The organism is Rhodococcus sp. NBC_00297 (assembly GCF_036173065.1).
Classification (GTDB): domain Bacteria; phylum Actinomycetota; class Actinomycetes; order Mycobacteriales; family Mycobacteriaceae; genus Rhodococcoides.
In genome coordinates, this window is sequence record NZ_CP108041.1 from 2,337,425 (window position 1) to 2,358,401 (window position 20,977).

Sequence of the window (20,977 nt, forward strand, 5' to 3'; positions counted from 1 at the left end):
ACAACAAGACGAACGGTCCTCTCTTGCCGCCGCGAGGTCGTCGTCGTGCTCGAGGCGTGTCATCGTGACAGGAGCACCGTCCCCGGGGTAGCGCGGTTTGACCTCGTTCGACGCCGTCAGTACCCTCGAACGGTCACCCGCGACATGCGTGGATCGGTCCTGCCGTTCTCCTGCGCGAGTGGCCACCGAACTCGAGTTCGCCGAACTCGCGACCATCAGCACACCACCGGCAGTCCTCGGGACTGCCGATATCTCGAGGAGTACCACCGTGGCCAAGGGCAAGCGGACGTTCCAGCCGAACAACCGTCGTCGTGCACGCGTGCACGGTTTCCGTCTGCGCATGCGCACGCGTGCCGGTCGCGCGATCGTGTCGGCTCGTCGCGGCAAGGGCCGCGCGTCGCTGACCGCCTGATTTCCCGGTAACCGGAACGCTCGGGTGTTACCTGAGCAGCATAGGCTGCACCAGTCGTCGGATTTCCAGGCGACGGTGCGCCGCGGCCGCCGTACAGGACGCCACGACATCGTCGTGCACCTGAGGTTCCGGGGGGACGAGAACGCTCTCGTCTCTTCCGGACACCCGCGTTTCGGGCTCGTGGTCAGTAAAGCAGTGGGGCCGGCGGTGACTCGACACAGAGTCGCACGCCGGCTTCGTCATATCTGCAGCTCGATGCTTCCTCTCGTCGAGTCGGATGTCGACGTGGTCGTGCGGGCACTGCCCGGCGCAGCGACCGCGGCGTCCTCCGAACTCGAACGCCAGCTGGCGTCGGGTCTGCGACGACTCGGAGCGATGCGCGCGATGAACTCCTCTCACCCGGTTCCCGCCGAGCGCCCCCGCGCCCTCGGCCGGTCCGAGACGTGATGACGGAGTCCGCGAATCCGGTCCCGGTCGAGCCTGCGTCCGACCGGAGCCTCCTGCGTCGGCTGATGTCTCTCCCGGCCCGATCGGTCATCCTCCTCATCGAGGGGTACCGGTCCTACATCTCCCCTCTTCGCCTTCCGACGTGTCGATTCACGCCGACGTGCAGTGAGTACGCCGTGGAGGCGCTCCGCACCCGTGGGTTCGTCGTCGGTGCCGTTCTGGCGGTCGTCCGCCTCCTGAAGTGCGCGCCCTGGCACCCTGGTGGGTGGGATCCCGTTCCACCCCCGCGTCGTCTCCGGGGTGGTGCCGACGCGGTGCCCACCGACACCGACCACGCTTGCCCGCAGTCTCGTGACCCCGTGAGGGTGAACCAACAGAGGAGTACATAGAGCCGTGCTCGACTTCATCTACTACCCGGTATCCGGAATTCTCTGGGTCTGGCACAAAGTGTTCGGCGCCGTGCTCGGCGCGGACAGCGGTTTCGCCTGGGCGCTGTCCGTGGTGTTCCTCGTGTTCACACTGCGTCTGATCCTCTACAAGCCCTTCGTCAAGCAGGTGCGGACGACGCGCCAGATGCAGGAACTTCAGCCGCAGATCAAGGCTCTGCAGAAGAAGTACGGCAAGGACCGTCAGAAGCTGGCCGTGGAGATGCAGAAGCTCCAGAAGGAGCACGGCTTCAACCCGATCATGGGTTGCCTCCCCGTGCTCGCACAGGCGCCGGTGTTCATCGGCCTGTTCCACGTGCTCCGGTCGTTCAACCGCACCGGCACCGGAATCGGGCAGCTGGGTCTGAGCCCGGAGGTCAACGCCGAGACTCCGAACTACTTCTTCAGCGTCGAGGACGTCCAGTCCTTCCTGTCGGCACGTCTGTTCGGTGCGCCCATCTCGGCGGCCATCACGTCACCCGAGTCGCAGCTGCGCGCGTTCGAGCCGTTCGGCGGCATCCCGTCGATCGGTCCGATCCTCGCCGTCTCGATCCCGCTGATGATCATCGCCAGCATCGCGACCCACCTGAACTCGCGCGCGTCGGTGGCGCGTCAGAGCGAGGCAGCTGCGGCCAACCCGCAGTCCGCGATCATGAACAAGCTCGCTCTGTACGTGTTCCCGCTCGGCGTGCTCGTCGGTGGCCCGTTCCTCCCCGTGGCCATCCTCCTGTACTGGGTGAGCAACAACGTGTGGACCTACGCGCAGCAGCACCTCGTCTTCGGTCGCATCGACAAGGAAGAGGCGGCGAAGAAGGAAGCCGCCCTGGAGCGCCGGAACGAGAACGCTCCGAAGCCCGGTGCGCGCCCTGACGCTCTGAAGAAGAAGCCGGCACCGGGAGCCAAGCCCACCCGCGCCGTCGCGGCAGAATCGACCACGGACACCGGCAGTGACACGGCATCATCGGAGTCGAACCCGACACCGGGCACCGCGGCCACCAACGGCGCCACCACTCCTCGGAAGAAGAAGACTCCTCCCGGCAAGGTGCGACCCAAGCAGCAGAAGCGCCGCTGATCCGGCCGTCGTGACCCTGCCGGTCCGCCCGCGGACCAGAACCACGTGAAGTGATACGAGTGCGAACGGAAATGGACGACAACGTGACCATCGATTCGAAGACGGACGAGCAGAGCACACCCGAGGTCGAGGCCTCGGCAGACGACACCGTGGTGGCCGCTGCTCCCGTGACCCCGGAATCAGACACAGAGGCGGACGAGCCCGAGGGTGACGCCGAGGACTACCTCGTCGAAGAGGGCGAGATCGCGGGCGACTACCTGGAGCAGTTGCTCGACGTCCTCGACTTCGACGGCGACATCGACCTCGACGTGGAGGGTGACCGTGCAGTCGTCAGCATCGACGGCGGCAAGGATCTCAACAAGCTCGTCGGTCGCAAGGGTGAGGTACTCGACGCACTGCAGGAACTGACGCGTCTCGCTGTGCAGCAGTCGACGGGCGACCGCAGCAAGCTGATGCTCGATGTGGCCGGATGGCGTGCGGGCCGCCGCGAGGAGTTGACGCGACTGGGAACCGAGGCCGCCGAGCGCGTCGCGGCGTCCGGTGACAGCGAACCTCTGGAGCCGATGACCCCGTTCGAGCGCAAGATCGTGCACGACGCTGTGGCGACGATCGCCGGTGTGACGAGTGAGAGTGACGGCGTCGAGCCGAATCGACACGTGGTCGTCGTCAAGGAGTGATCTGACGACGGAGTCGACAAGGGGCGCGGTCCACGGACCGCGCCCCTTTCTCGTGCCCGGGGTCGGACGACGTCTCGGCGGGTGAGGAATGTCTGCGGTCGTCACTAGACTGCCTCCAGCGCGTGGCGCCCGGCGTCAGCAGAATTACACGAGTGTGGTTCACGACCACTCAGGACGACGCGAGAGGATGTTTCACGTGGAACATGAGGAAGAGTCCGCGACTCCAGCGTGGGTCGACGATGCCATCGTTCGAGTGTTCGGTGACCGTGCCGACACGGCTCGGGCGTACTACGACTCCCTGAAGGGTGACGGTGTCGTCAGAGGATTGATCGGTCCGCGCGAGGTCCCTCGGCTGTGGGAGCGTCATCTCCTGAATTGCGCCGTGATCGGAGAGCTCATCCCCGAGGGCGCCAGCGTGGTCGACGTCGGCAGTGGTGCCGGGCTGCCAGGGATCCCTCTCGCGATCGCTCGACCGGATCTGTCCGTGTTCCTCGTCGAGCCGCTCCTACGGCGCACGGTGTATCTCGCAGAGATCGTGGAGCAACTCGGTCTCGACGTGACGGTGGTGCGCGGACGAGCCGAGCAGCCGGGCGTCATCAAAGAAGCCGGCGGTTGTGACATCGTCACGTCGCGTGCGGTTGCCCCGTTGGAGAAGTTGGCGCGCTGGTCCCTGCCCCTCGTGCACGAGGGCGGCGTGATGCTCGCCTTGAAGGGCAGCACGGCGCAGGAGGAGATCGATCGCGACTCCGGGACGCTCACGCGGATAGGCGCGAAGAACTTCCAGGTGTTGCAGTGTGGTGAGGGCGTCGTTCTCACACCGACTATCGTTGTACGCGCGGAGCGCGCTGTGCGTGGTAACCGCGTCCCCAAGTTCTCCGCCGGCTCACGCTGACGTCTGCGTGGATCGATCGTTGTCGAAGGAGCAAGTCATGTCGGGTGAATCCGAAGCCGCTGTTTCACGTGAAACACCCGCCGTCGACGTTTCACGTGAAACACGGTCGGCATCGGAGTCCTACGGCTACTCCCCCATCACGTCGGACGACACCCCCATCGGTGCGGCGGCGCAGCGCGCGAGCCAGGTTCTGCACAAGAGCGGCGTCGCTCTGCCGCGACCCCCGGTCCGGAGAGTGCTGACGATCGCCAACCAGAAGGGCGGCGTCGGCAAGACGACGACGGCGGTGAACATCGCCGCGGCACTCGCTGTGCAAGGACTGTCTGTTCTGGTCGTCGATCTGGATCCCCAGGGCAATGCGTCCACGGCTCTCGGCGCCGTCCACACGTCGGGCACCCCGTCCAGCTACGAGCTGCTCCTCGGTGAGATCACCGCCGTGGAGGCCATTCAACGCAGCCCGAAGAACGATCGCCTGATGTGCATCCCGGCGACGATCGATCTGGCAGGCGCCGAGATCGAGCTGGTCTCCATGGTGGCTCGCGAAGGTCGACTCAAGACCGCGTTGTCCAGCGCGGCGCTCGACGATCTGCAGATCGACTTCGTCCTCATCGACTGTCCGCCGTCGCTCGGACTGCTGACCGTCAACGCGATGGTCGCGGCAACGGAGGTGCTCATCCCCATCCAGTGCGAGTACTACGCACTGGAAGGCGTCGGTCAGCTGCTGCGCAACATCGAGTTGGTCCAGGCGCACCTCAATCCGCGTCTGCACGTGTCCACCGTGATCCTCACGATGTACGACGGCCGAACCAAGCTCGCCGACCAGGTGGCCGACGAGGTGCGCAAGCACTTCGGTGATGCCGTACTCAAGTCGGTGATTCCTCGCAGCGTGAAGGTCTCCGAAGCTCCCGGTTACGGAATGACCGTCTTGGACTACGACCCGGGTTCACGTGGCGCCATGTCCTATCTCGACGCGGGGCGTGAGATGGCAGCGCGGAGCGCGAACATGAACGCAGCAACGGAGGGAACGGCATGAGTTCGACCAAGAAGGGCGGTCTCGGCCGCGGTCTGGCGGCTCTCATACCGACATCCCCCGGTCAGAGTTCCGGCCTGGGATCGGCGGCCGCCGACGTCGTCATCGGTGGCGAACCCCGCACGGCGACGGCTCCGTCCCCCACCCCACCGTCCATCGTGGAGGACGACCTCTCGCCCGCCGGCGCGGTCTATCGGGAGATCGCACCCAGCAAGATCGAACCGAATCCGAAGCAGCCGCGCTCGGTGTTCGAGCAGGAAGCGCTCGACGAACTGGTGCACTCGATCCGCGAGTTCGGCCTCATGCAGCCGATCGTGGTCCGCCAGATCGGCGACGATCGCTACCAGTTGGTCATGGGTGAGCGCCGATGGCGGGCGAGCCAGGAAGCCGGACTCGACGCGATTCCGGCGATCGTGCGCGAGACAGCCGACGACACGCTCCTCCGCGACGCGCTCCTCGAGAACATTCATCGGGTCCAGCTGAACCCACTCGAAGAGGCGGCTGCGTACCAGCAGCTCCTCGAGGAGTTCGACGTGACGCACGATCAGCTCGCTGCGCGGCTGGGTCGATCACGCCCCGTCATCACGAACATGATCAGGCTTCTACGGCTCCCCATTCCCGTACAGAGGCGCGTGGCGGCGGGCGTTCTCTCCGCCGGTCACGCTCGAGCACTGTTGTCGCTCGAGGCGGGCGCCGCGGCACAGGAGGAGTTGGCGGCACGCATCGTGGCCGAGGGCATGTCGGTTCGAGCCACCGAAGAGGCGGTGACTCTCGCGAATCGGGAGGACCCGGCTGCGCCGGCCCCGGCTCCGAAACGCAAGCCGATCCAGATGCCGGGTCTGCAGGACGTCGCGGAGCGGCTCTCCGAATCGTTCGACACCCGTGTCACCGTGAGCCTCGGCAAGCGTAAAGGCAAGATCGTGGTCGAGTTCGGCTCGGTGGACGACCTTCAGCGCATCGTGGAGATGATGGAACGCCAGAAGTCGTCGTGACCGCGTCGATCGCGGGTACGGCCACCCATGCTCTTTTCGTCACTGTGACGTAACTGCGTCATCGAAACCGAAAGTCGATGCACTGCTTCGACTTTCGCCCGACGGGCGACGTGGTGTCCTCGGGAGAGGCCTATCGCTTATCCTGAAGGGGCACACACAGTCGCGGAGGCTCGTCGCCGCCGCGAGTCGGGGTACGGAGGCTGAGTCAACGCGTGTCGATCGTCGTCTCCACACTCACCCTCGGCGGATTCGATGCGCTGCCGGCACACGACCGCCAGTGCGTCTTCTGGACCATGGATCCCGCGGCCCCCTCCACGGCAACTCTCGTCGACACCGAATTCGAGAAGGAAGCGTGGCTGTCGATGGTCATGCTCGAGTGGGGTCCGTGCGGACAGGTCGCCACCGATGTCGCGGGCGCCGATGTACCGGCATCCTCCGACTCGGTGGGGTGCGCTCTGTACGCACCTCCCGGCGCCGTGCCCCGAGTCGCGCACTTCCCCACCGCACCGGTCAGTCCGGATGCAGTCCTGTTGACGTCGCTCTACTCACCGCTGTCCGCGGAGGACGGTGACGGAATTCGGGACACGCTCCTGCACGCAGTGGTGCGCGATCTCGTCAACCGTGGTGTGCGAGCTCTCGAGGCGTTCGGAGTCCGGCTCGAGGATTCCGAGGTCGACGAACGCCGGTCCCTCATCGACACCCCGCCGTGCGGGGAGGCGACCTGCATGATCGACGCCGACTTCCTCGAGAAGTACGGCTTCGAGGTCGTGGCTCCGCATCACCGGTTCCCGCGGCTCCGGTTGGAGCTCGATCGGGACCACGGGTGGAAGGAAGACGTGGAGGCTGCGCTCGAGCGGTTGCTGGAGGCTGCAGCACTCACCGTGGTGGAAGCCGATGCTCGCGTGCCCGTCGGGGCTCGCTGAGCGACGTCCGGCCGGCCGGACGGAGGAGTGTCAGGCGCCCTCGGCGACAGACAGCTCGTAGGCGAGCAGCTCGGCGAAGGTGAACGTTCCCGTCGGCTGATCGTCCTGGCCGAGGAGATACAGGCGCTTCACCGCGACGAGCACGGCCTCCGCGATGATGTCGCGCATCCGCGGATCGGCGAGTACTTCGACGTCCTCGTGGCTGGTGAGGTAACCCAGCTCGAGCTGCACGGTCGGCATGTTGGTCAGACGCAGCAGGTCCCACGTGCGACCGTGACTCCGGCAGTCCTGCAACGAGGTCCGTGCCACGATCTCACGCTGGATGTAGCTGGTGAGCACCTGACCGATGAGCGACGCGGAGCCGTGTGAATTGCCGAAGTGGAAGCTGGCCACACCGTGCGCCACCGGCGACGGGTAGCTGCTGCAGCGCAGCGAGATCATGAGGTCGGCGCCGATACCGTTGGCGGTCTCGGCACGCTCAGCCGTGCTGGGATCCGCGGACCGGGCACGCGACAGGTACGTCTCCATACCGGTCGCTGCCATGCGCCCCTCGAGCCGTCCGGCGAGATCCCACAGGATCGCCTCCTCGGTCAGCGGACCGTCGGGGGTCTGGACGACCATGCCGGAGTTCACGCCACCCAGTCCCGGGTCGATCACGATGCGCTTGCCCGTCAGCTGCGGTCCCGACCGACGGACGAGCTCCTCCTCGGAGATCGCGTGCGGCGATCCGCCGGTGACCCTGGTGCCGAGCAGGTCGAGGGCACGCAGGGTGGCGGGTCCACAGATGCCGTCGGGCGACAGTCCGATCTCGCTCTGGAAGGACGACAGACCCTCGTGCGTCTCGCCACCGAAGTAGCCGTCGACCCGTCCGTTGTAGAACCCCAGGTCCTGCAGGCGACGCTGCAGGGTGGCGACGTCGTCGCCGTACAGCGGAGCGGAGAGCTGGTAGATCAGGGTGCGGGCGCCGAGTCGGAAGGATGCCTCCTTCACCGAGCGGTACGTGGCGGTGTCGACCTCGCCGGTGACCAGGAGACCGCGCTGCTGTTGGAATGCGCGGACGGCCTCGTCGAGAGCGGCGTCGAACAGGACGTCCGGCTCCGCCCAGGCAGTGTCGCCGTCCACCGCGGCCGAGGGAGGCAGGAAGCCGAGACCCGAGAGGATGTCCCGGACCTCCGCGACGGCTGGACCTCGATCGCCGTGGCGGAGTGGCTTCATACTGTCGTCGACCCTTCTTCGTGACCGGTCGCAACGGCGACCGGTGGTACACGTCCCCGGTGGGTGTTCCTGATGGACGATTGTCTCAGAAGATCATGCTCCTCCCACAATCGTCCCGGCCGCAGAACGCACACACGCCCGGCGTGTCATGGACAGGCCGGGCGTGTGGTGGTGCGGGAATGTCAGGTCAGGCGAGGACGCCGTCCAGGTCGCGCAGCAGCGCGGCCTTACCCTTGGCTCCGACGATGGTCTTCACGGGCTCACCGTTCTGGAACAGGATCATGGTGGGGATGGACATCACCTTGAAGTCACGCGCTGCCTGCGGATTCGCGTCGATGTCGAGCTTGGCGACGGTGATCTTGTCCGCGTGCTCTCCGGCGATCTCCTCGAGCACCGGTGCGACCATCTTGCACGGTCCGCACCACGTCGCCCAGAAGTCGACCAGGACGGGCTTCTCGCTCTGCAGGACCTCGGTGGCGAAGGTGTCGTCACTGATGGTGACGGTGTTCTTGTCGGTCATGTTCTCGTGCCTCTCGTGTGCCGGACGTAGCGGGATGGACGGTGCTCAGACACTCACGACGTCGACGTCGCGGTCGGCGTTCTCGATCGTGTTCTCGGTGATGTCGCCCTGGTCGGCGAGCCAGCGCTCGGCGTCGATGGACGCGGCGCAGCCGGTACCGGCCGCGGTGATGGCCTGCTGGTAGACGTGATCCACCAGGTCGCCGGCCGCGAAGACACCGTCGATGGAGGTGGACGTGGTGGGCGCCTGAACCACCACGTAGCCCGCGTCGTCGAGCTCGACCTGTCCGCGGACGAGCTCGGAGCGGGGGTCGTGGCCGATGGCGACGAACACGCCGGTGACATCGAGGACGCGCTCCTCACCGGATCCCGTGTCACGGATCTTCAGGCCGGTGACTCCCGATTCGCCCTGCACCTCGACGACGTCGGCGTTGGTGACGAACGTGATCTTCTCGTTCTCCTTGGCGCGCTCGAGCATGATGCGCGACGCACGGAACTCCTCGCGGCGGTGCACGATGGTGACCGAGCGCGCGAAACGGGTGAGGAACGTGGCCTCCTCCATGGCGGAGTCGCCACCACCGATGACGGCGATGTCCTGGTCGCGGAAGAAGAAGCCGTCGCATGTCGCACACGCGGAGACGCCGCGGCCGAGCAGCGTCTGCTCTCCGGGAACACCGAGGTAGCGTGCGGCGGCACCCATGGCCAGGATGATCGCGCGGGCACGGTACCCCGTGCCGTCGACGGTCACGGTCTTGACGTCACCGGTCAGTGACAGCTCCTCGACGTCCTCGGTGCGGATGTCGGCGCCGAATCGCATGGCCTGCTCGCGCATCTGCTCCATGAGGTCGGGACCCATGATGCCGTCACGGAAGCCGGGGAAGTTCTCCACCTCGGTCGTGGTCATCAGCGCGCCGCCGAACTGGGTGCCCTCGAACACCAGGGGCTTCAGCTCCGCGCGAGCGGCGTACACCGCAGCGGTGTAGCCGGCGGGACCGGACCCGACGATGATCAGGTCGTGGATGTCCGAAGTAGTCATCTTCGCCTTCCGAGATCGTGTGTGGAACCAGGGTCGGCGCTCCAGCGCTCGCCCTCTGATGCCCTCAACACTAGGTCAGGAGACGTTGTTCCCTCACTCGAGGCAGGCGGCCCGAGGCGACGGCACCGGGCGTGTCAGCCGATCTCCGCGCGCGAGACCGTGTCCGGATCGTCCGGACCGCAGGAGTCGCCCACAGCGACCGCGACGAGCGAACCGGGCGTGGTCCCGGCCGTGACGAGAAGGGTCGCGTCGATGCCGTCCAGGGTGACCGGGCCGGATCCGACCACCGTGGCCGACGCCGGGATGCCGTTGGCCTCGAGGCAACCGGCCAGCACGGCGGCATCGACGAAGCGGCCTCGATCGACCGACCCGACGACGGACAACACCGTGCGGTCGTCGAGTGGCCGGGCGGAGGCGATCACCTGATCACCGCCCCCGACCGTCTCGATGGACGCGAGTGCCAGGCCGGCACCGGCCCCCACCAGCGCGACGATCGCAGCGGCCGCCGCGATGATCGGGATCCGGGTGCGTCGGCCCGAGCGTCGTGCCGCCAACTCGTCCCGCGGTACTCCGGTGAGTGCGCCGTGCAGTCGCGCGGCGACGTCGGGCGGCATCGTGACACCGGCGGTGAGATCGGCGCCCCGTGCGCGCACCATGTCGACGACGGCGTCCAGATCGGCCAGACGGGCCGCTGCCTCGGGATCGGTCTCGACGCGCTCGCGGATGCGGGCGGCCTCGTCCTCCGGGAGCAGGCCCGCGTGCAGGTCGGCGAGGAGGTCGGGAGTGAGGGGAGCGCGGTCGGTCACGGACACGTCACCGCCTCGTCTGTCGCCATGACAGATTGGACGCCCGCGGCGGGTCCCCGGTTCCCCTCACTCGTCCGAGTTCTGCACACGGACGGAGGCGAGGACGACGGCGAGCTTCTGACGGCCCCGGGCGCAACGGCTCTTGATCGTGCCGACGGGAACCCCGAGCGCCGCGGCGGCATCGGCGACGGAGTACCCCTCCATGTCGACGGCGACGATCGCGGCGCGCTGGTCGGGAGGGAGTGAGAACAGTGCCTTCTCGACGACGAGGGAGAGATCGACGTCGGCGTAGCGGTCGAAGGGATCACGTGGCTCGCGGGTCTCCTCCCCGAGCGGCACGGTGGGTCGGACGCGATTGCGGCGGATGCGGTCGAGGCACGCGTTGACGACGATCCGGTGCAGCCAACTGCGGACGGCGGCGTCCGCACGGAACGAGGCGGCGGTGCGGTGCGCGGACAGCAGCGCCTCCTGGAGGGAGTCCGCCGCGTCCTCCGCGGAGTAGCTGGCCCTCCGTGCCGTGAGCCAGAGATGGTCCTGGTGGCGCCGTACGAGCACGGCGAAAGCCGTCGCGTCCCCCGCGATGTGCGCCGCGAGCAGCTCGCCGTCCGTGGCCTCACCACCCGCGACTCCCCCGATTTGTCGCACCCGCGGAGGCTAGCCCAGAAACGAACCGTCCGAGCTGGTCACGAAATCTGTTGTGACAGCGCACGACACGCGGCGATCAGGATGCTGCGGAGACCCCGATGTCCGCGATGGTGCTCTGGTTGCCGCCACCGGCTGTGCTGAGATCCGTGATCCAGAACAGCACGTACCGGACGGGTCCGTCGGGTGTGACGGCGATGTCGGTGAGGCCGTTGCCGAGCGTCGCGGACCCGATCACCTGGGTCTCGTCCAGGCTGGGTGTCGCGCTGGTGGCCGACCGGATCTCGACGACCGTGCCGGGCGACGGCGAGTTCACGTAGACGCTGGCGGGAGTGGTCTCCTGGTCGAGCGTCGCCATGATGCCGACGCCGGACTTGAGGGACGGGAACGGGTTGAAGTACGAGTCCGTCTCCCACACCGTCCCCGCGTCGTTGTCGGCCACGTTGTCGACGGTGCCCGGGTTGTCCGGGGTGCCCTGCGGCGAGAAGACGTCGACGGACGACAGAGCGACGGGCACGGTGGTCGGCGCGGGTGCCGCCTCTCCGGGCGCGGCCGGAGCCGACGCGGACGTCGTGAGCCCGAAGTTCTGCTCGGTGAGAGGTTCGTCGGAACCGCCGCCGGCGAACAGGTTGGCGAGCCACCAGCCGACGAGGCCGAGCACCACGACAGTGAGGACTCCGAGGCCCACCAACGCGGCGACCATGACGTTGGAGCGGTCCGCGGGCGGCTCGTCGTCGGGGTCGGCGAGTGCGTGACCGGTCGATCCGGGCGGCCGTTGACCCAGCCGCAGTGCGGGGATCATCTCGGTCTTCTCGTTGACCACCGCGGCCTGGCCGAGGATGTGCTGCACGGTGGCGGCGGTCCGGATGCCGCTGTTCTGCTCGAGGGCACGCACGGCGACGGCGGAGATCTCGAACGGTACGTCGGGGCGGATCTCGCGGGGCTCGACGGCCGCACCGGACGCCGTGCGATCGGCGATGCGCATCCCGCCGACGGTCGCGGGGCCCGACGGGTCGCCCAGGGGCCACCGCGCGGTGATCAGGGCGTAGAGCATCGCGCCCAGTCCGCGTACGTCGGAGCCGGGATCGGCATCACCGAAGGTGGCCGGGAACGCGAGAACGGCGTCACCCTTGATGCTGATGCGCACACGGTCCGGGTGGTCGATGGACAGTGCGCCGCCGCCGCGATGGGCGGCCTCGGCCGCAGCGGCCAGCGACTTGATGGCGTTGGCGGCGCCCAGGGGCGACGGTTCCGTGTCGGCCATCTCGCGCAGGGATCGTCCGCGAGTCCACTCCGCGACGACGATGCCGCCCGAGCTGCCGCGGACGACGTCGAGGACGCGGGCGAGGCCGGGCGAGTTGATCCGGCCCAGGCGCAGAGTCCGGGACAGCACGGCCTGCGGGCCGTCGGCGCGCTCGGGGGCGTCGCCGGTCGATCGTTGGTCGGCGTCGACGAACGTCAGGGCCACCTCGCGGTCGAGCTTGACGTCGTGGGCCTGCCAGAACTTGAGGCCGCGTGCGCCGCCGTGCGGTGCGAGAAGGCGGTAGCGCCCGCCGGCGACCGACGCGCCGGGGATGAGCTTCGGTCCGCGCAACGGTGTGCGGGGCGACTCGGCGACGGGGACGGCCGGGGGCAGCGTGGGCGATCCGACCGGCATGACGCCGGTGTCGACGAGTCCGGACTCGGTCTCGTCGGCCGTGCGCTCGGTCTCGGTGACGTCGCCCTGGCCGGACACGTCGGGGCTCGACTCGATCGGATCCGTGGTGGACGCGTCGTGCTGCCGGTCGGTGTCCTCGGACGACCCGGTGGCGGCATCGGAGTCGGCGACGCGACGGTCGTCGGTGGACACGCCACCGGGCTGAGCGGCGTCCTCGGCCTCGGACGGCGTACGCCCCCGTGCACCCTCGTCGTCGGTCACTGACACTCCTTCGTCACTACTGGTCGTGAACGCGCCGGTGTACGCGGGGATGATCGTCGTCTCCGACTCGTCTCCGGTGTACATCGGCGCGCGGGAACCGCCGTGTGCTCGCGGGTCCACTCGCCTGTCAGGGTACGGGAGCCGACCCGCGCCGGTGGCCCGACCGAACCCCTCGGTCGGCCGACCCACCGGGGGCATGTCGGGGCCGCCGATCGCGGGGATCAACTCGGTCTCCGCGTACATGGGATCGGTCCCGATATGCGCTGTCGTCACAGGTCCGGACGTCACGGCCGGGGCGCGGCCGAGGCGACGCGCCACCGCGACGGTGATGGATTCGATTTCCGGGATCCGTGCCCGGTACAGGCACAGACCGGTGATCAGCAGCATGACTGCGCCGTCGAAAGCGACGCGGAGCAGCGCGCCCGGTCCGGTCAGACGGTCGAGCCCGAGGGCCGTGTCGGCCGCGAACACCGCGAGCATGCCGATCGCGGTGGAGATCAGCGTCGCCGCGACCGTGCGCCGGACTCCCGCGAGTCGTAGTTCGCCGAGGCTGCGACGCAGCAGCATCCATCCGATGATCGCCCCGGTGATGTAGCCGAGACCGTTGGCCGCGCCGAGCAACAGGACCACGGATCGATCCGACGTCGCCAGGAACGGCGTCAGGGCGGACAGCGCGATCTTGACACCGGTGATGCCGAGAACGATCCACGTGGGCGTCCACGCCTGCTCGCGGGCGTAGAAGACCCGTAGGTGGATCAGGACGAGCGAGTAGGGAACAAGGGTGAAGGCCGACCAGCTGACGGCTTCACCGAGTCGCTCGGCGTCGGCTGCGCCGAAGTTGCCGTAGCCGTACAGAGCCTCGCCGACCTGCGGGCCGGCCACGGTGAGGAAGCCGATGACCGGGATGAGCGCGAGCATGGTCATCCGGGTGGCCACCGACAGGTCGTCGACGACGGCCGGGGTGTCCTTGGCGGCGGCGTTGCGGCTGAGCCGGGGCATGATCGCCGTCAGCACCGTCACGCCGAGCACGCCGTACGGCAGCTGCAGCAGGATCCAGGCCTGGTTGTAGATGAGCGGGCCGGCGGGGTCGACGTGCGAGGAGATGCGCGTCGCGAACACCATGCCGGCCTGACTGATGACGACGTAGAGCACGATCGCGACGGCCATGCCGCCGAACTGACGCAGCCTGTCGTCGAGCCCCCACAGCGGGCGCAGATCGATCTTGTTTCGCCGCAGCGCGGGCACCAGACTCAGGGCCTGGACCACGACGCCGAGCGTGATGCCGACGCCCAGCACCAGCAGCTTCGGGTCGCTGATGCGCACCGGATCGAGAGAGATCTCGCCCGGTACGACGAGGTAGATCGCCAGGACGGCGAGCACCACCAGGTTGTTGAGCACGGGTGCCCAGGCACCGGGCTTGAAGTTCTGCCGAGTGTTCAGGATCGCCGTGAACAGTGCGGAGAGGCCGTAGAACAGGATCGCGGGCAACAGCAGGAGAAGGAGTGCGGTGGTGAGACCCGTATTGGCCTTGCCGTCCTCCGACAGGAAGACGTAGCGGGTGAGCAGCGGCGCCGCGGCCGTCGCCAGCACGGTCGCGAGGATCAGCATGGTCAGCGCCGCCGTGAAAAGCCGACGCACGAACGCGCGGCCGCCGTCGGCGTCCTCGGTCTCCGCCCGCACCAGGACGGGCACGACGATGGCCGTCAACACCGCACCCAGGACGAGTTCCGCGATCATGTTGGGGATCAGGCTGGCGACGGTGTACGAGTTCGCCACGGTGACGCCCAGCACCGTGACCAGCAGCAGTTGCTTCGCGAATCCGGTGATGCGGCTGATCAACGTCGCGAACGCGATCGCACCCGTCGCGGAGAGCAGGCGGGAGGAGCTGGAGCCGGACGCCGGCCGCGGTGACGCCGCGGCCGGGGGGATGCGGGTCGGGGCGGCAGGACGGACCGGGGGCGCGACGCTCGTGGGCACCATCATCGGATCCTGAGCCGCGTCGGAGCTGCGCTGCTGCGCCCCATCGGAGCTGCGCTCCCAGGGCGCGCGAGGCGCCCGCGGTACGGCGTCCCGTCGCCCGTGAGGAATGCTCCCCGTCATCGAGAATCCTTACTGTTCGTCGGCGGGATCCGGTTGGCCCCGGAACCGGTGCCACAACCGTCGGCCCGCGAGCAGCAGCAGGAGCGCACCGGCGCCTGCTGTGATGATCGCCAAAGCACGACCGTACGCATTGGACCGCACATTGACGGTCGCAGCCTGCCCGAGTCGCGTCCCGTCGGTGGTGCTCAGGGAGAACTCCACCACCATCTTGCGCGAATCGCTCACTCGAGCGGGGATCTGCAGAGAACGACTTCCCCGTGGGGGCAGCTGCTGCGGGCCGATGTTCTCGATCTGCATCGCGTCGGGCGCGTCGACCGCCAGGTCGACGGTGATGCCGATGGGCAGATCGTTCCGCGCGACCAACAGCAGCGGGCTGGCCTCCGAGGCGAGGGTGAAGACACCGCCGGGCGCGAGGATCGTCACGGATCCGTACAGCCGGTCCAGGCCGGCGGCAACGTCGGCGGCACGGCGGCGCGCGGCCTGTTCCGACTCCCCGCGCTGCCCGCCCCGACGATCCGACGTGGTCATCGCCCGCAGGAGATCCTCCCGCAGCGGAGCGACGTACAGCGCGGGCGAGATCGCGGCACGCGAATCGTCGATCAGCGCGGCCGCCAGCGCACCGATGCGGGCGTTCTGGGCAGCCACGACATCGCGGACATCGGCCGGTGCGCCGTCCTCCACGGCCGCGTCCGGGTAGTCCGACTCGGCCGCCTCCAGCGGAGGCGGGACCGCCAGCAGGTCGGACAGGGAGCGCGGCGTCGCGAGTCCGCTACGGAACAGGCCCGCGATGGTGCCGAGCACCGCGGAGGCCTCGTCGCGGTCGGGAGTCCAGGTCTGTGGCGGCGCGACGGTGAGTGATCGTGGGCCGTCCGTGGCAGCGACCGTGTCCGGGGCGCCGGCGTTCAGCGCGTCGAAGTGCAACGCGCCGAGCGCGTCCTGCAATCGGGCCGTGCGCGAGTCCTCGGCGACGTCGTACACCTGCTCACGCGGTGTCACGGACGGGGTCGTCGGGTGCTCGCCCACCGCGGACAGCGCGGTGGAGACCTCGGTGTCGTAGAGCGCGGCACGCAGCGGAGGGGTGCCCACATCGGTCGCGAGGGTCACCGTGTCGGGCGTACTGACGGTCTGCACGGCGTCCTGTGCGAGCAGTGCGACCGTCCGGCCCGACGCCGCGACCATGGCCGCCCCCGCATCGTCGAGAGCACCCGCGTCCGGCCACAGGACGTCGCGGCGCGACGTGACTCCGAGGATCGAGTCGGCGACGTCCGCCGGCGTCGTGATCGCGGCAGAGGTCAGAACCGGGTCGGCCACGGCGGCGACGGCCGCGAGATCGGTCTGGGCGAACGGCACCGCGGTGACACACATCGAGGACGCGAGGGTGCGGACGCGATCGAGCCACGACGCGGCGGCGACGGCGCCGCTCCCCTCGGAGGCAGGGCCGGTGGGATCGGCCGGGTCGTCGACCACGAGGTAACCCCGCGTCATGCTCGAGACGGTGACCAGCAGGTCGGGATCGACGGCGAGACATGTCGAGGACGCGAGTGCGCCCTCGGTGTCGACGGTCGGTCCGGTCGCGAACTCCAGTGCCGACACCAGTCCTTCGAGTCGACCGCCGGCGGAGAGCGAGGCGGCGAGGTCGTCGTCGTTCAGTCGCACCTCCTCGTCGACGGTGCCGGGCAGGCCCGCCGCCAGGTGTGGGCGGTCGGCCAGCGGCCAGAGCAGCGTCGTGGCGACGGGGCGTCCCGTGTCCGGTGGAAGCGGAACGGCATCGGTAGCGGCCGGATCGAGCACCGTGGTGTCCCGCGGCAGACCCGCGACGGGAAGCAGGAACGCGGCGTCGTCGAGCCGTGCCTCCTGCCCGTACTCGGGGTTGCCGTTGACGTTCACCATCACCGGATAGACACCCGGCCGATCCAGACCCAGCGACGGTCCGGTGGTCGAGCGCAGCGGCAGGGTCAGCTCGAACGGCAGCGTGTCGCCGCGTTGCAGCGCGGTGTCCGATCCGTCGCCGGTGAGCGACTCGAAGGGCCCGACCGTGTCGAAGCGGTCCTGATCCTCGGTGAGCGAGGTCCGGAGCTCGTCGGCCGTGCGTACCGCGGGTGCTCGCTGCAGCCGGACCGAGATGTCGCTGACCGCGCGGTCCCCGACGTTGGTCACCGTTCCCGTGACGGTGACGACCGGCGCACTGCTGGTGGAGACGGTGGTCGGCGTGACCTCGTCGACGGAGATCGACAGGAACGTGCCGTCGATCGAGGTGTCCGGTGGCGCCAGCGTGGCCGTGGGCGACGGTGTGCTCCGCGTCGTGGTCGGGTCGCTGGGCGGGGTGGAGGGTTGCGCTCCCGCGGGGACGGTCAGCCAGGCGAGCACGGCGAGGATCGCCATGACCACGGCGAGGCGCCGGGCCGTCGGTGCGGACCGGGTCATTCGGCGGCGGGAAGGTCGGAGACCGGTCGGGATGGTGCGGGAAGGTCGGAGACCGGTCGGGGATTCTGCGTGTCGGCGGACTTCTCGCGCGCCATCGAGTCGATCATCTCGCCTGCTCGCTCGGCGAGCTTGCGCTCGTCGGCGTACGCGAGCCGGGAGTGCAGTTCGCTGAGCGGCACCCAGGCCACCTCGGTGACCTCGACGTCCTCGTCCGACAGTTCGCCGCCGAGGGATCGCAGCAGGTAGTGGTGGACGGTCTTGTGGACGCGTCGTCCCTCGGTCACGAACCAGTAGTCGATGCTTCCCAGGGGCGCGAGGACGGACCCGGTGATGCCGGTCTCCTCCTCCACCTCTCGCTCGGCCGTCTGCTCAGGCGTCTCGCCCTGCTCGATGTGACCCTTGGGCAGCGACCACAGCAGTCGGCCTCGTCGGTCGGTGCGACCGATGAGGGCGGCGCACTGGCCGTCGCGGGGTCCGTCGAGTCCGTCGACGACCAGGCCGCCGGCCGAGGTCTCCCGAACGGTGCGCAGTGTGGGTTTGTCGGCCCCTCGTGTTCCGGGGTCGGCGGTGGCGCGAGGACGCCGTCGCACACCGCGACGTGTTCTCTTGGCTCGCTCGGCACCGGACACCCGATCGATACTAGTTCCGTCCGCCCTGCTCCCGGTGGGACGCACCGCGAAGTGCGCGCCTCGGTAGGGTGTGACGTCGTGCCTCCCCCGCCTGCCACCGATCCGGACCGCCGCGCACGGCTCCTCGCGTCGGGTGCCGTGGCCCTGCGCGCGCACGACGACATCCTCGGTCCACTGGGGTCGCTGTTCGCTGCGGCGGGCCACGAGTTGTACCTCGTCGGCGGGAGCGTCCGGGACGCTCTCCTGGGCCGCTTGAGCAGTGACCTCGACTTCACGACGAACGCTCTGCCCGAGCACGTGCAGGCGCTGCTGGCGGGCTGGGCCGACCATCAGTGGGACACCGGCATCGACTTCGGCACCGTCAGTGCGGTCAAGCACGGTCGGCAGATCGAGATCACGACGTTCCGGAGCGACAAATACGACCGGGTGTCCCGGAATCCGATCGTGCAGTACGGCTCGACGCTCGAGGACGACCTGGTCCGGCGCGATTTCACGCTCAACGCCATGGCCGTGCGGATCGGGCCGGACGGGGCCGGTGAGTTCGTCGATCCCCTGGGTGGCCTGGACGCGCTGCTCGAGGGAGTCCTGGACACGCCGACCACCCCGGAGGCGTCCTTCGACGACGATCCGCTCCGGATGCTGCGCGCTGCGCGGTTCGTCGCCCAGCTCGGCTTCACGATGCTGCCGCGGGTCCGCGCGGCGATCGAGAACATGGCGGAGCAGATCGACCGGATCACGGTCGAACGCGTCACCGCCGAGCTGGACAAGCTGATTCTCGGCGAGTTCGCCGTCGACGGCATCGACGCCCTGTGCGAGACGGGGATCGCGGCACGCATCCTCCCGGAGGTGCCGGCGATGACGCTCGAGATCGACGAGCATCACCAGCACAAGGACGTCTATCAGCACTCCCTCACGGTTCTGCAGCAGGCGATCGACCTCGAGGACGGCGATCCGGACCTGGTGCTCCGATGGGCGGCGCTGCTCCACGACATCGGCAAGCCCGACACCAAACGCAACGAGCCCGGCGGCGGGGTGAGCTTCCACCACCACGAGGTGGTGGGCGCCAAGATGGTGCGTCGCCGCCTGCGCGCACTGAAGTTCCCGAAGAAGCTGACCGATGACATCGCGCAGCTCGTCTTCCTTCATCTGCGTTTCCACGGCTACGGCAAGGGTCAGTGGACCGATTCGGCCGTGCGTCGTTACGTCACCGACGCCGGCGATCTGCTGCCCCGGCTGCACAAGCTGGTCCGCGCCGACTGCACCACCCGCAACAAGCGCCGTGCAGCGTCCCTGCAGGCGACGTACGACGATCTCGAGCGGCGTATCGCGGCACTCGCCGAGCAGGAGGACCTGGCCAGGGTGCGTCCGGATCTGGACGGCAACGCCATCATGGAACTGCTCGGCATTCCGGCCGGCCCGCAGGTGGGAGAGGCGTGGAAGTTCCTGAAGGAGCTTCGTCTCGACCGCGGGCCGCTCAGTCGTGAGGATGCGGAGAAGGAGCTCCTGGCGTGGTGGGCCGCGAGGTCCTGACGCCGATCCGGAGCGCGATCGCCGCTGCCGCCGCGTAGGCGACGACGCCGGCGACCACGCAGACGATGGCTGCGGACGTGTCGACCGCGGTCGACCCCGGACCGATCACGAGGGCCGCGCCCGCCACGGCGCCGACGAACGCCACGTTGAACACGGTGTCCTGTACTCCGAAGACGCGTCCGCGGGTGTCGTCGTCGATGTCCGTCTGCATGGCCGCGTCGGCGGTCAGCTTGACCGTCTGACCTGCGAACCCCAGGAGAAAGGCCGCGAGGATCAGCAGGTCCGGCACCAGCCCGACGACGAGGGTGGCCTGGGTGAGCGTGGCCAGGACCAGCGCACCGACCACGGTGCGCGTGCGGCCGAGGCGCGGCAGGAGAACGGGCGTGCCGAGTGCGGCGAGGAACATGCCCGCCGCGGCGGCACCCACCGTCAACCCGAAGCCCGCCACACCGCCGGGCAGGACGGACGAGCGCGCGCCCTCGCGCAGCACCAGCACCATGACGAGGGTGTCGATGCCGAAGGCGACACGGTGGGCACCCACTCCCACCAGCGCGGCGGCGACGGACGGGGTACGGCGCACCGCGACGAAGCCGGACACCCAGTCGGCGAGAACGCGGCGGGTCGGGGCGGACACCGAGGCGGCGCCGGGACCCAGCCGTCCGGAAGCGAAGCCGCGCGCGAGGAGAGTCGCCGCGACGGCACCGACGGCGGACACGGCCGTCGCGAGGGCCGTGGCCCGATCCGACGGCCCGACGAGTCCGAGCACCAGGACAGCCACCGACGCGCCGACGGCGGAGACGACTGCGCCGACGGTGACCAGGGCGGCGTTGGTCGCGACGAGCGATCGCACCGGAACGACGTGCGGTAGCGACGCGGACAGGCCCGCCAGGACGAACCGGCTCACTCCGACGACGGCGAGGGCCGTGATCAGGACGGCCGTCGTCGAGGCGCCCGCGACGAGTTGCCCGGTGGCGCAGAGGATGAGGAGCGACTTCACGATGCCTGCGCGGGCGAGCACGGTCGCTCGATCCACGCGGTCGAGGATCCGCGCGGCGAACGGGCCGATCAGCGAGTACGGCAACAAGAGCACCGCGAAGCCGGCGGCGATCGCAGCGGGATCGCCGCCGCGCTGTGGGTCGAAGAGAATGGCGCCTCCGAGGGCGGCCTGGAACATGCCGTCGCCGAACTGAGAGGCGACACGCAGCGCGACCAGACGAGGTGCTCCGGGCTCGTGTCGGACGGATCGCAGCGCGTCGACGGCGCCGGTCCGCTCCGTTCGGGTCACGCG

The 20,977-nt window shown here is 68.9% G+C and carries 19 protein-coding genes; 10 read left to right on the forward strand and 9 right to left on the reverse strand.

All coding sequences use genetic code 11. From position 1 onward, the window contains the following. Positions 1-268: 268 nt before the first annotated feature. The 9 genes from rpmH to OG947_RS11210 all read left to right on the forward strand — a co-directional run bounded on the left by rpmH (position 269) and on the right by OG947_RS11210 (position 6,870). Entirely contained in the window at positions 269-412 is a 144-nt protein-coding gene (gene rpmH / locus OG947_RS11170; protein ID WP_027505944.1) for a 50S ribosomal protein L34, read from the forward strand. 24 nt (positions 413-436) lie between these two features. Further along, positions 437-859 carry a ribonuclease P protein component gene (gene rnpA / locus OG947_RS11175; RefSeq protein WP_051613399.1) on the forward strand — a complete coding sequence of 141 codons (423 nt, stop codon included), beginning with the start codon at positions 437-439 and terminating at the stop codon, positions 857-859. A gap of 65 nt (positions 860-924) precedes the next feature. Next, the gene (yidD, locus tag OG947_RS11180) at positions 925-1,248 is read left to right on the forward strand and encodes a membrane protein insertion efficiency factor YidD (protein ID WP_374197732.1); all 324 of its coding nucleotides are present in this window, start codon (positions 925-927) and stop codon (positions 1,246-1,248) included. A 4-nt stretch (positions 1,249-1,252) separates the two neighbouring features. Continuing rightward, positions 1,253-2,356, forward strand: coding sequence for a membrane protein insertase YidC (gene yidC / locus OG947_RS11185; protein WP_027505946.1), 1,104 nt, complete (start codon positions 1,253-1,255; stop codon positions 2,354-2,356). A gap of 71 nt (positions 2,357-2,427) precedes the next feature. Next, a complete protein-coding gene (locus tag OG947_RS11190) occupies positions 2,428-3,033 on the forward strand; it encodes a Jag family protein (RefSeq protein WP_081821301.1) in 606 nt (201 codons plus the stop codon). 187 nt (positions 3,034-3,220) lie between these two features. After that, the gene (gene rsmG, locus OG947_RS11195; RefSeq protein WP_328811858.1) at positions 3,221-3,925 is read left to right on the forward strand and encodes a 16S rRNA (guanine(527)-N(7))-methyltransferase RsmG; all 705 of its coding nucleotides are present in this window, start codon (positions 3,221-3,223) and stop codon (positions 3,923-3,925) included. Positions 3,926-3,962: 37 nt separating this feature from the next. Further along, positions 3,963-4,958: a ParA family protein gene (locus tag OG947_RS11200; protein ID WP_328811859.1), complete on the forward strand. Its 996-nt coding sequence runs from the start codon at positions 3,963-3,965 to the stop codon at positions 4,956-4,958. Continuing rightward, positions 4,955-5,947 (forward strand): ParB/RepB/Spo0J family partition protein, encoded by a 993-nt coding sequence (locus OG947_RS11205; protein ID WP_328811860.1) that lies wholly within the window; start codon positions 4,955-4,957, stop codon positions 5,945-5,947. The genes OG947_RS11200 and OG947_RS11205 overlap by 4 nt, the downstream gene beginning before the upstream one ends. Positions 5,948-6,159: 212 nt before the next feature. Then, a complete protein-coding gene (locus OG947_RS11210; protein ID WP_056440849.1) occupies positions 6,160-6,870 on the forward strand; it encodes a hypothetical protein in 711 nt (236 codons plus the stop codon). A 30-nt stretch (positions 6,871-6,900) separates the two neighbouring features. Here OG947_RS11210 and OG947_RS11215 read toward each other — a convergent pair whose 3' ends face one another. From OG947_RS11215 to OG947_RS11250, 8 genes are all read right to left on the reverse strand, one after another. Next, positions 6,901-8,085 (reverse strand): N-acetylmuramoyl-L-alanine amidase, encoded by a 1,185-nt coding sequence (locus OG947_RS11215; RefSeq protein ID WP_027505952.1) that lies wholly within the window; start codon positions 8,083-8,085, stop codon positions 6,901-6,903. Positions 8,086-8,272: 187 nt separating this feature from the next. Next, positions 8,273-8,605, reverse strand: coding sequence for a thioredoxin (gene trxA / locus OG947_RS11220; RefSeq protein WP_027505953.1), 333 nt, complete (start codon positions 8,603-8,605; stop codon positions 8,273-8,275). 45 nt (positions 8,606-8,650) lie between these two features. Next, on the reverse strand, positions 8,651-9,640 hold the full coding sequence (gene trxB, locus OG947_RS11225) for a thioredoxin-disulfide reductase (RefSeq protein ID WP_328811861.1): 990 nt from the start codon (positions 9,638-9,640) through the stop codon (positions 8,651-8,653). Positions 9,641-9,774: 134 nt separating this feature from the next. Next, positions 9,775-10,452, reverse strand: coding sequence for a hypothetical protein (locus OG947_RS11230; protein ID WP_328811862.1), 678 nt, complete (start codon positions 10,450-10,452; stop codon positions 9,775-9,777). Between the two features lie 60 nt (positions 10,453-10,512). Then, positions 10,513-11,091 carry an RNA polymerase sigma factor SigM gene (sigM, locus tag OG947_RS11235; protein WP_056440861.1) on the reverse strand — a complete coding sequence of 193 codons (579 nt, stop codon included), beginning with the start codon at positions 11,089-11,091 and terminating at the stop codon, positions 10,513-10,515. Positions 11,092-11,167: 76 nt separating this feature from the next. Continuing rightward, complete coding sequence (murJ, locus tag OG947_RS11240) at positions 11,168-14,989, reverse strand: murein biosynthesis integral membrane protein MurJ (RefSeq protein ID WP_442973127.1); 3,822 nt, start codon at positions 14,987-14,989, stop codon at positions 11,168-11,170. Positions 14,990-15,115: 126 nt separating this feature from the next. Continuing rightward, positions 15,116-17,530 (reverse strand): DUF6049 family protein, encoded by a 2,415-nt coding sequence (locus tag OG947_RS11245; protein ID WP_328811864.1) that lies wholly within the window; start codon positions 17,528-17,530, stop codon positions 15,116-15,118. Beyond that, entirely contained in the window at positions 17,527-18,315 is a 789-nt protein-coding gene (locus OG947_RS11250) for an NUDIX hydrolase (RefSeq protein ID WP_442973056.1), read from the reverse strand. Before OG947_RS11250 ends, OG947_RS11245 begins: the two co-directional genes overlap by 4 nt. Between OG947_RS11250 and OG947_RS11255 the strand changes: the two genes are divergently transcribed. Next, on the forward strand, positions 18,238-19,689 hold the full coding sequence (locus tag OG947_RS11255; RefSeq protein ID WP_222629431.1) for a CCA tRNA nucleotidyltransferase: 1,452 nt from the start codon (positions 18,238-18,240) through the stop codon (positions 19,687-19,689). The genes OG947_RS11250 and OG947_RS11255 overlap by 78 nt on opposite strands. Here OG947_RS11255 and OG947_RS11260 read toward each other — a convergent pair. Then, complete coding sequence (locus OG947_RS11260) at positions 19,634-20,974, reverse strand: MFS transporter (protein ID WP_308115759.1); 1,341 nt, start codon at positions 20,972-20,974, stop codon at positions 19,634-19,636. The genes OG947_RS11255 and OG947_RS11260 overlap by 56 nt on opposite strands. Positions 20,975-20,977: the final 3 nt, after the last annotated feature.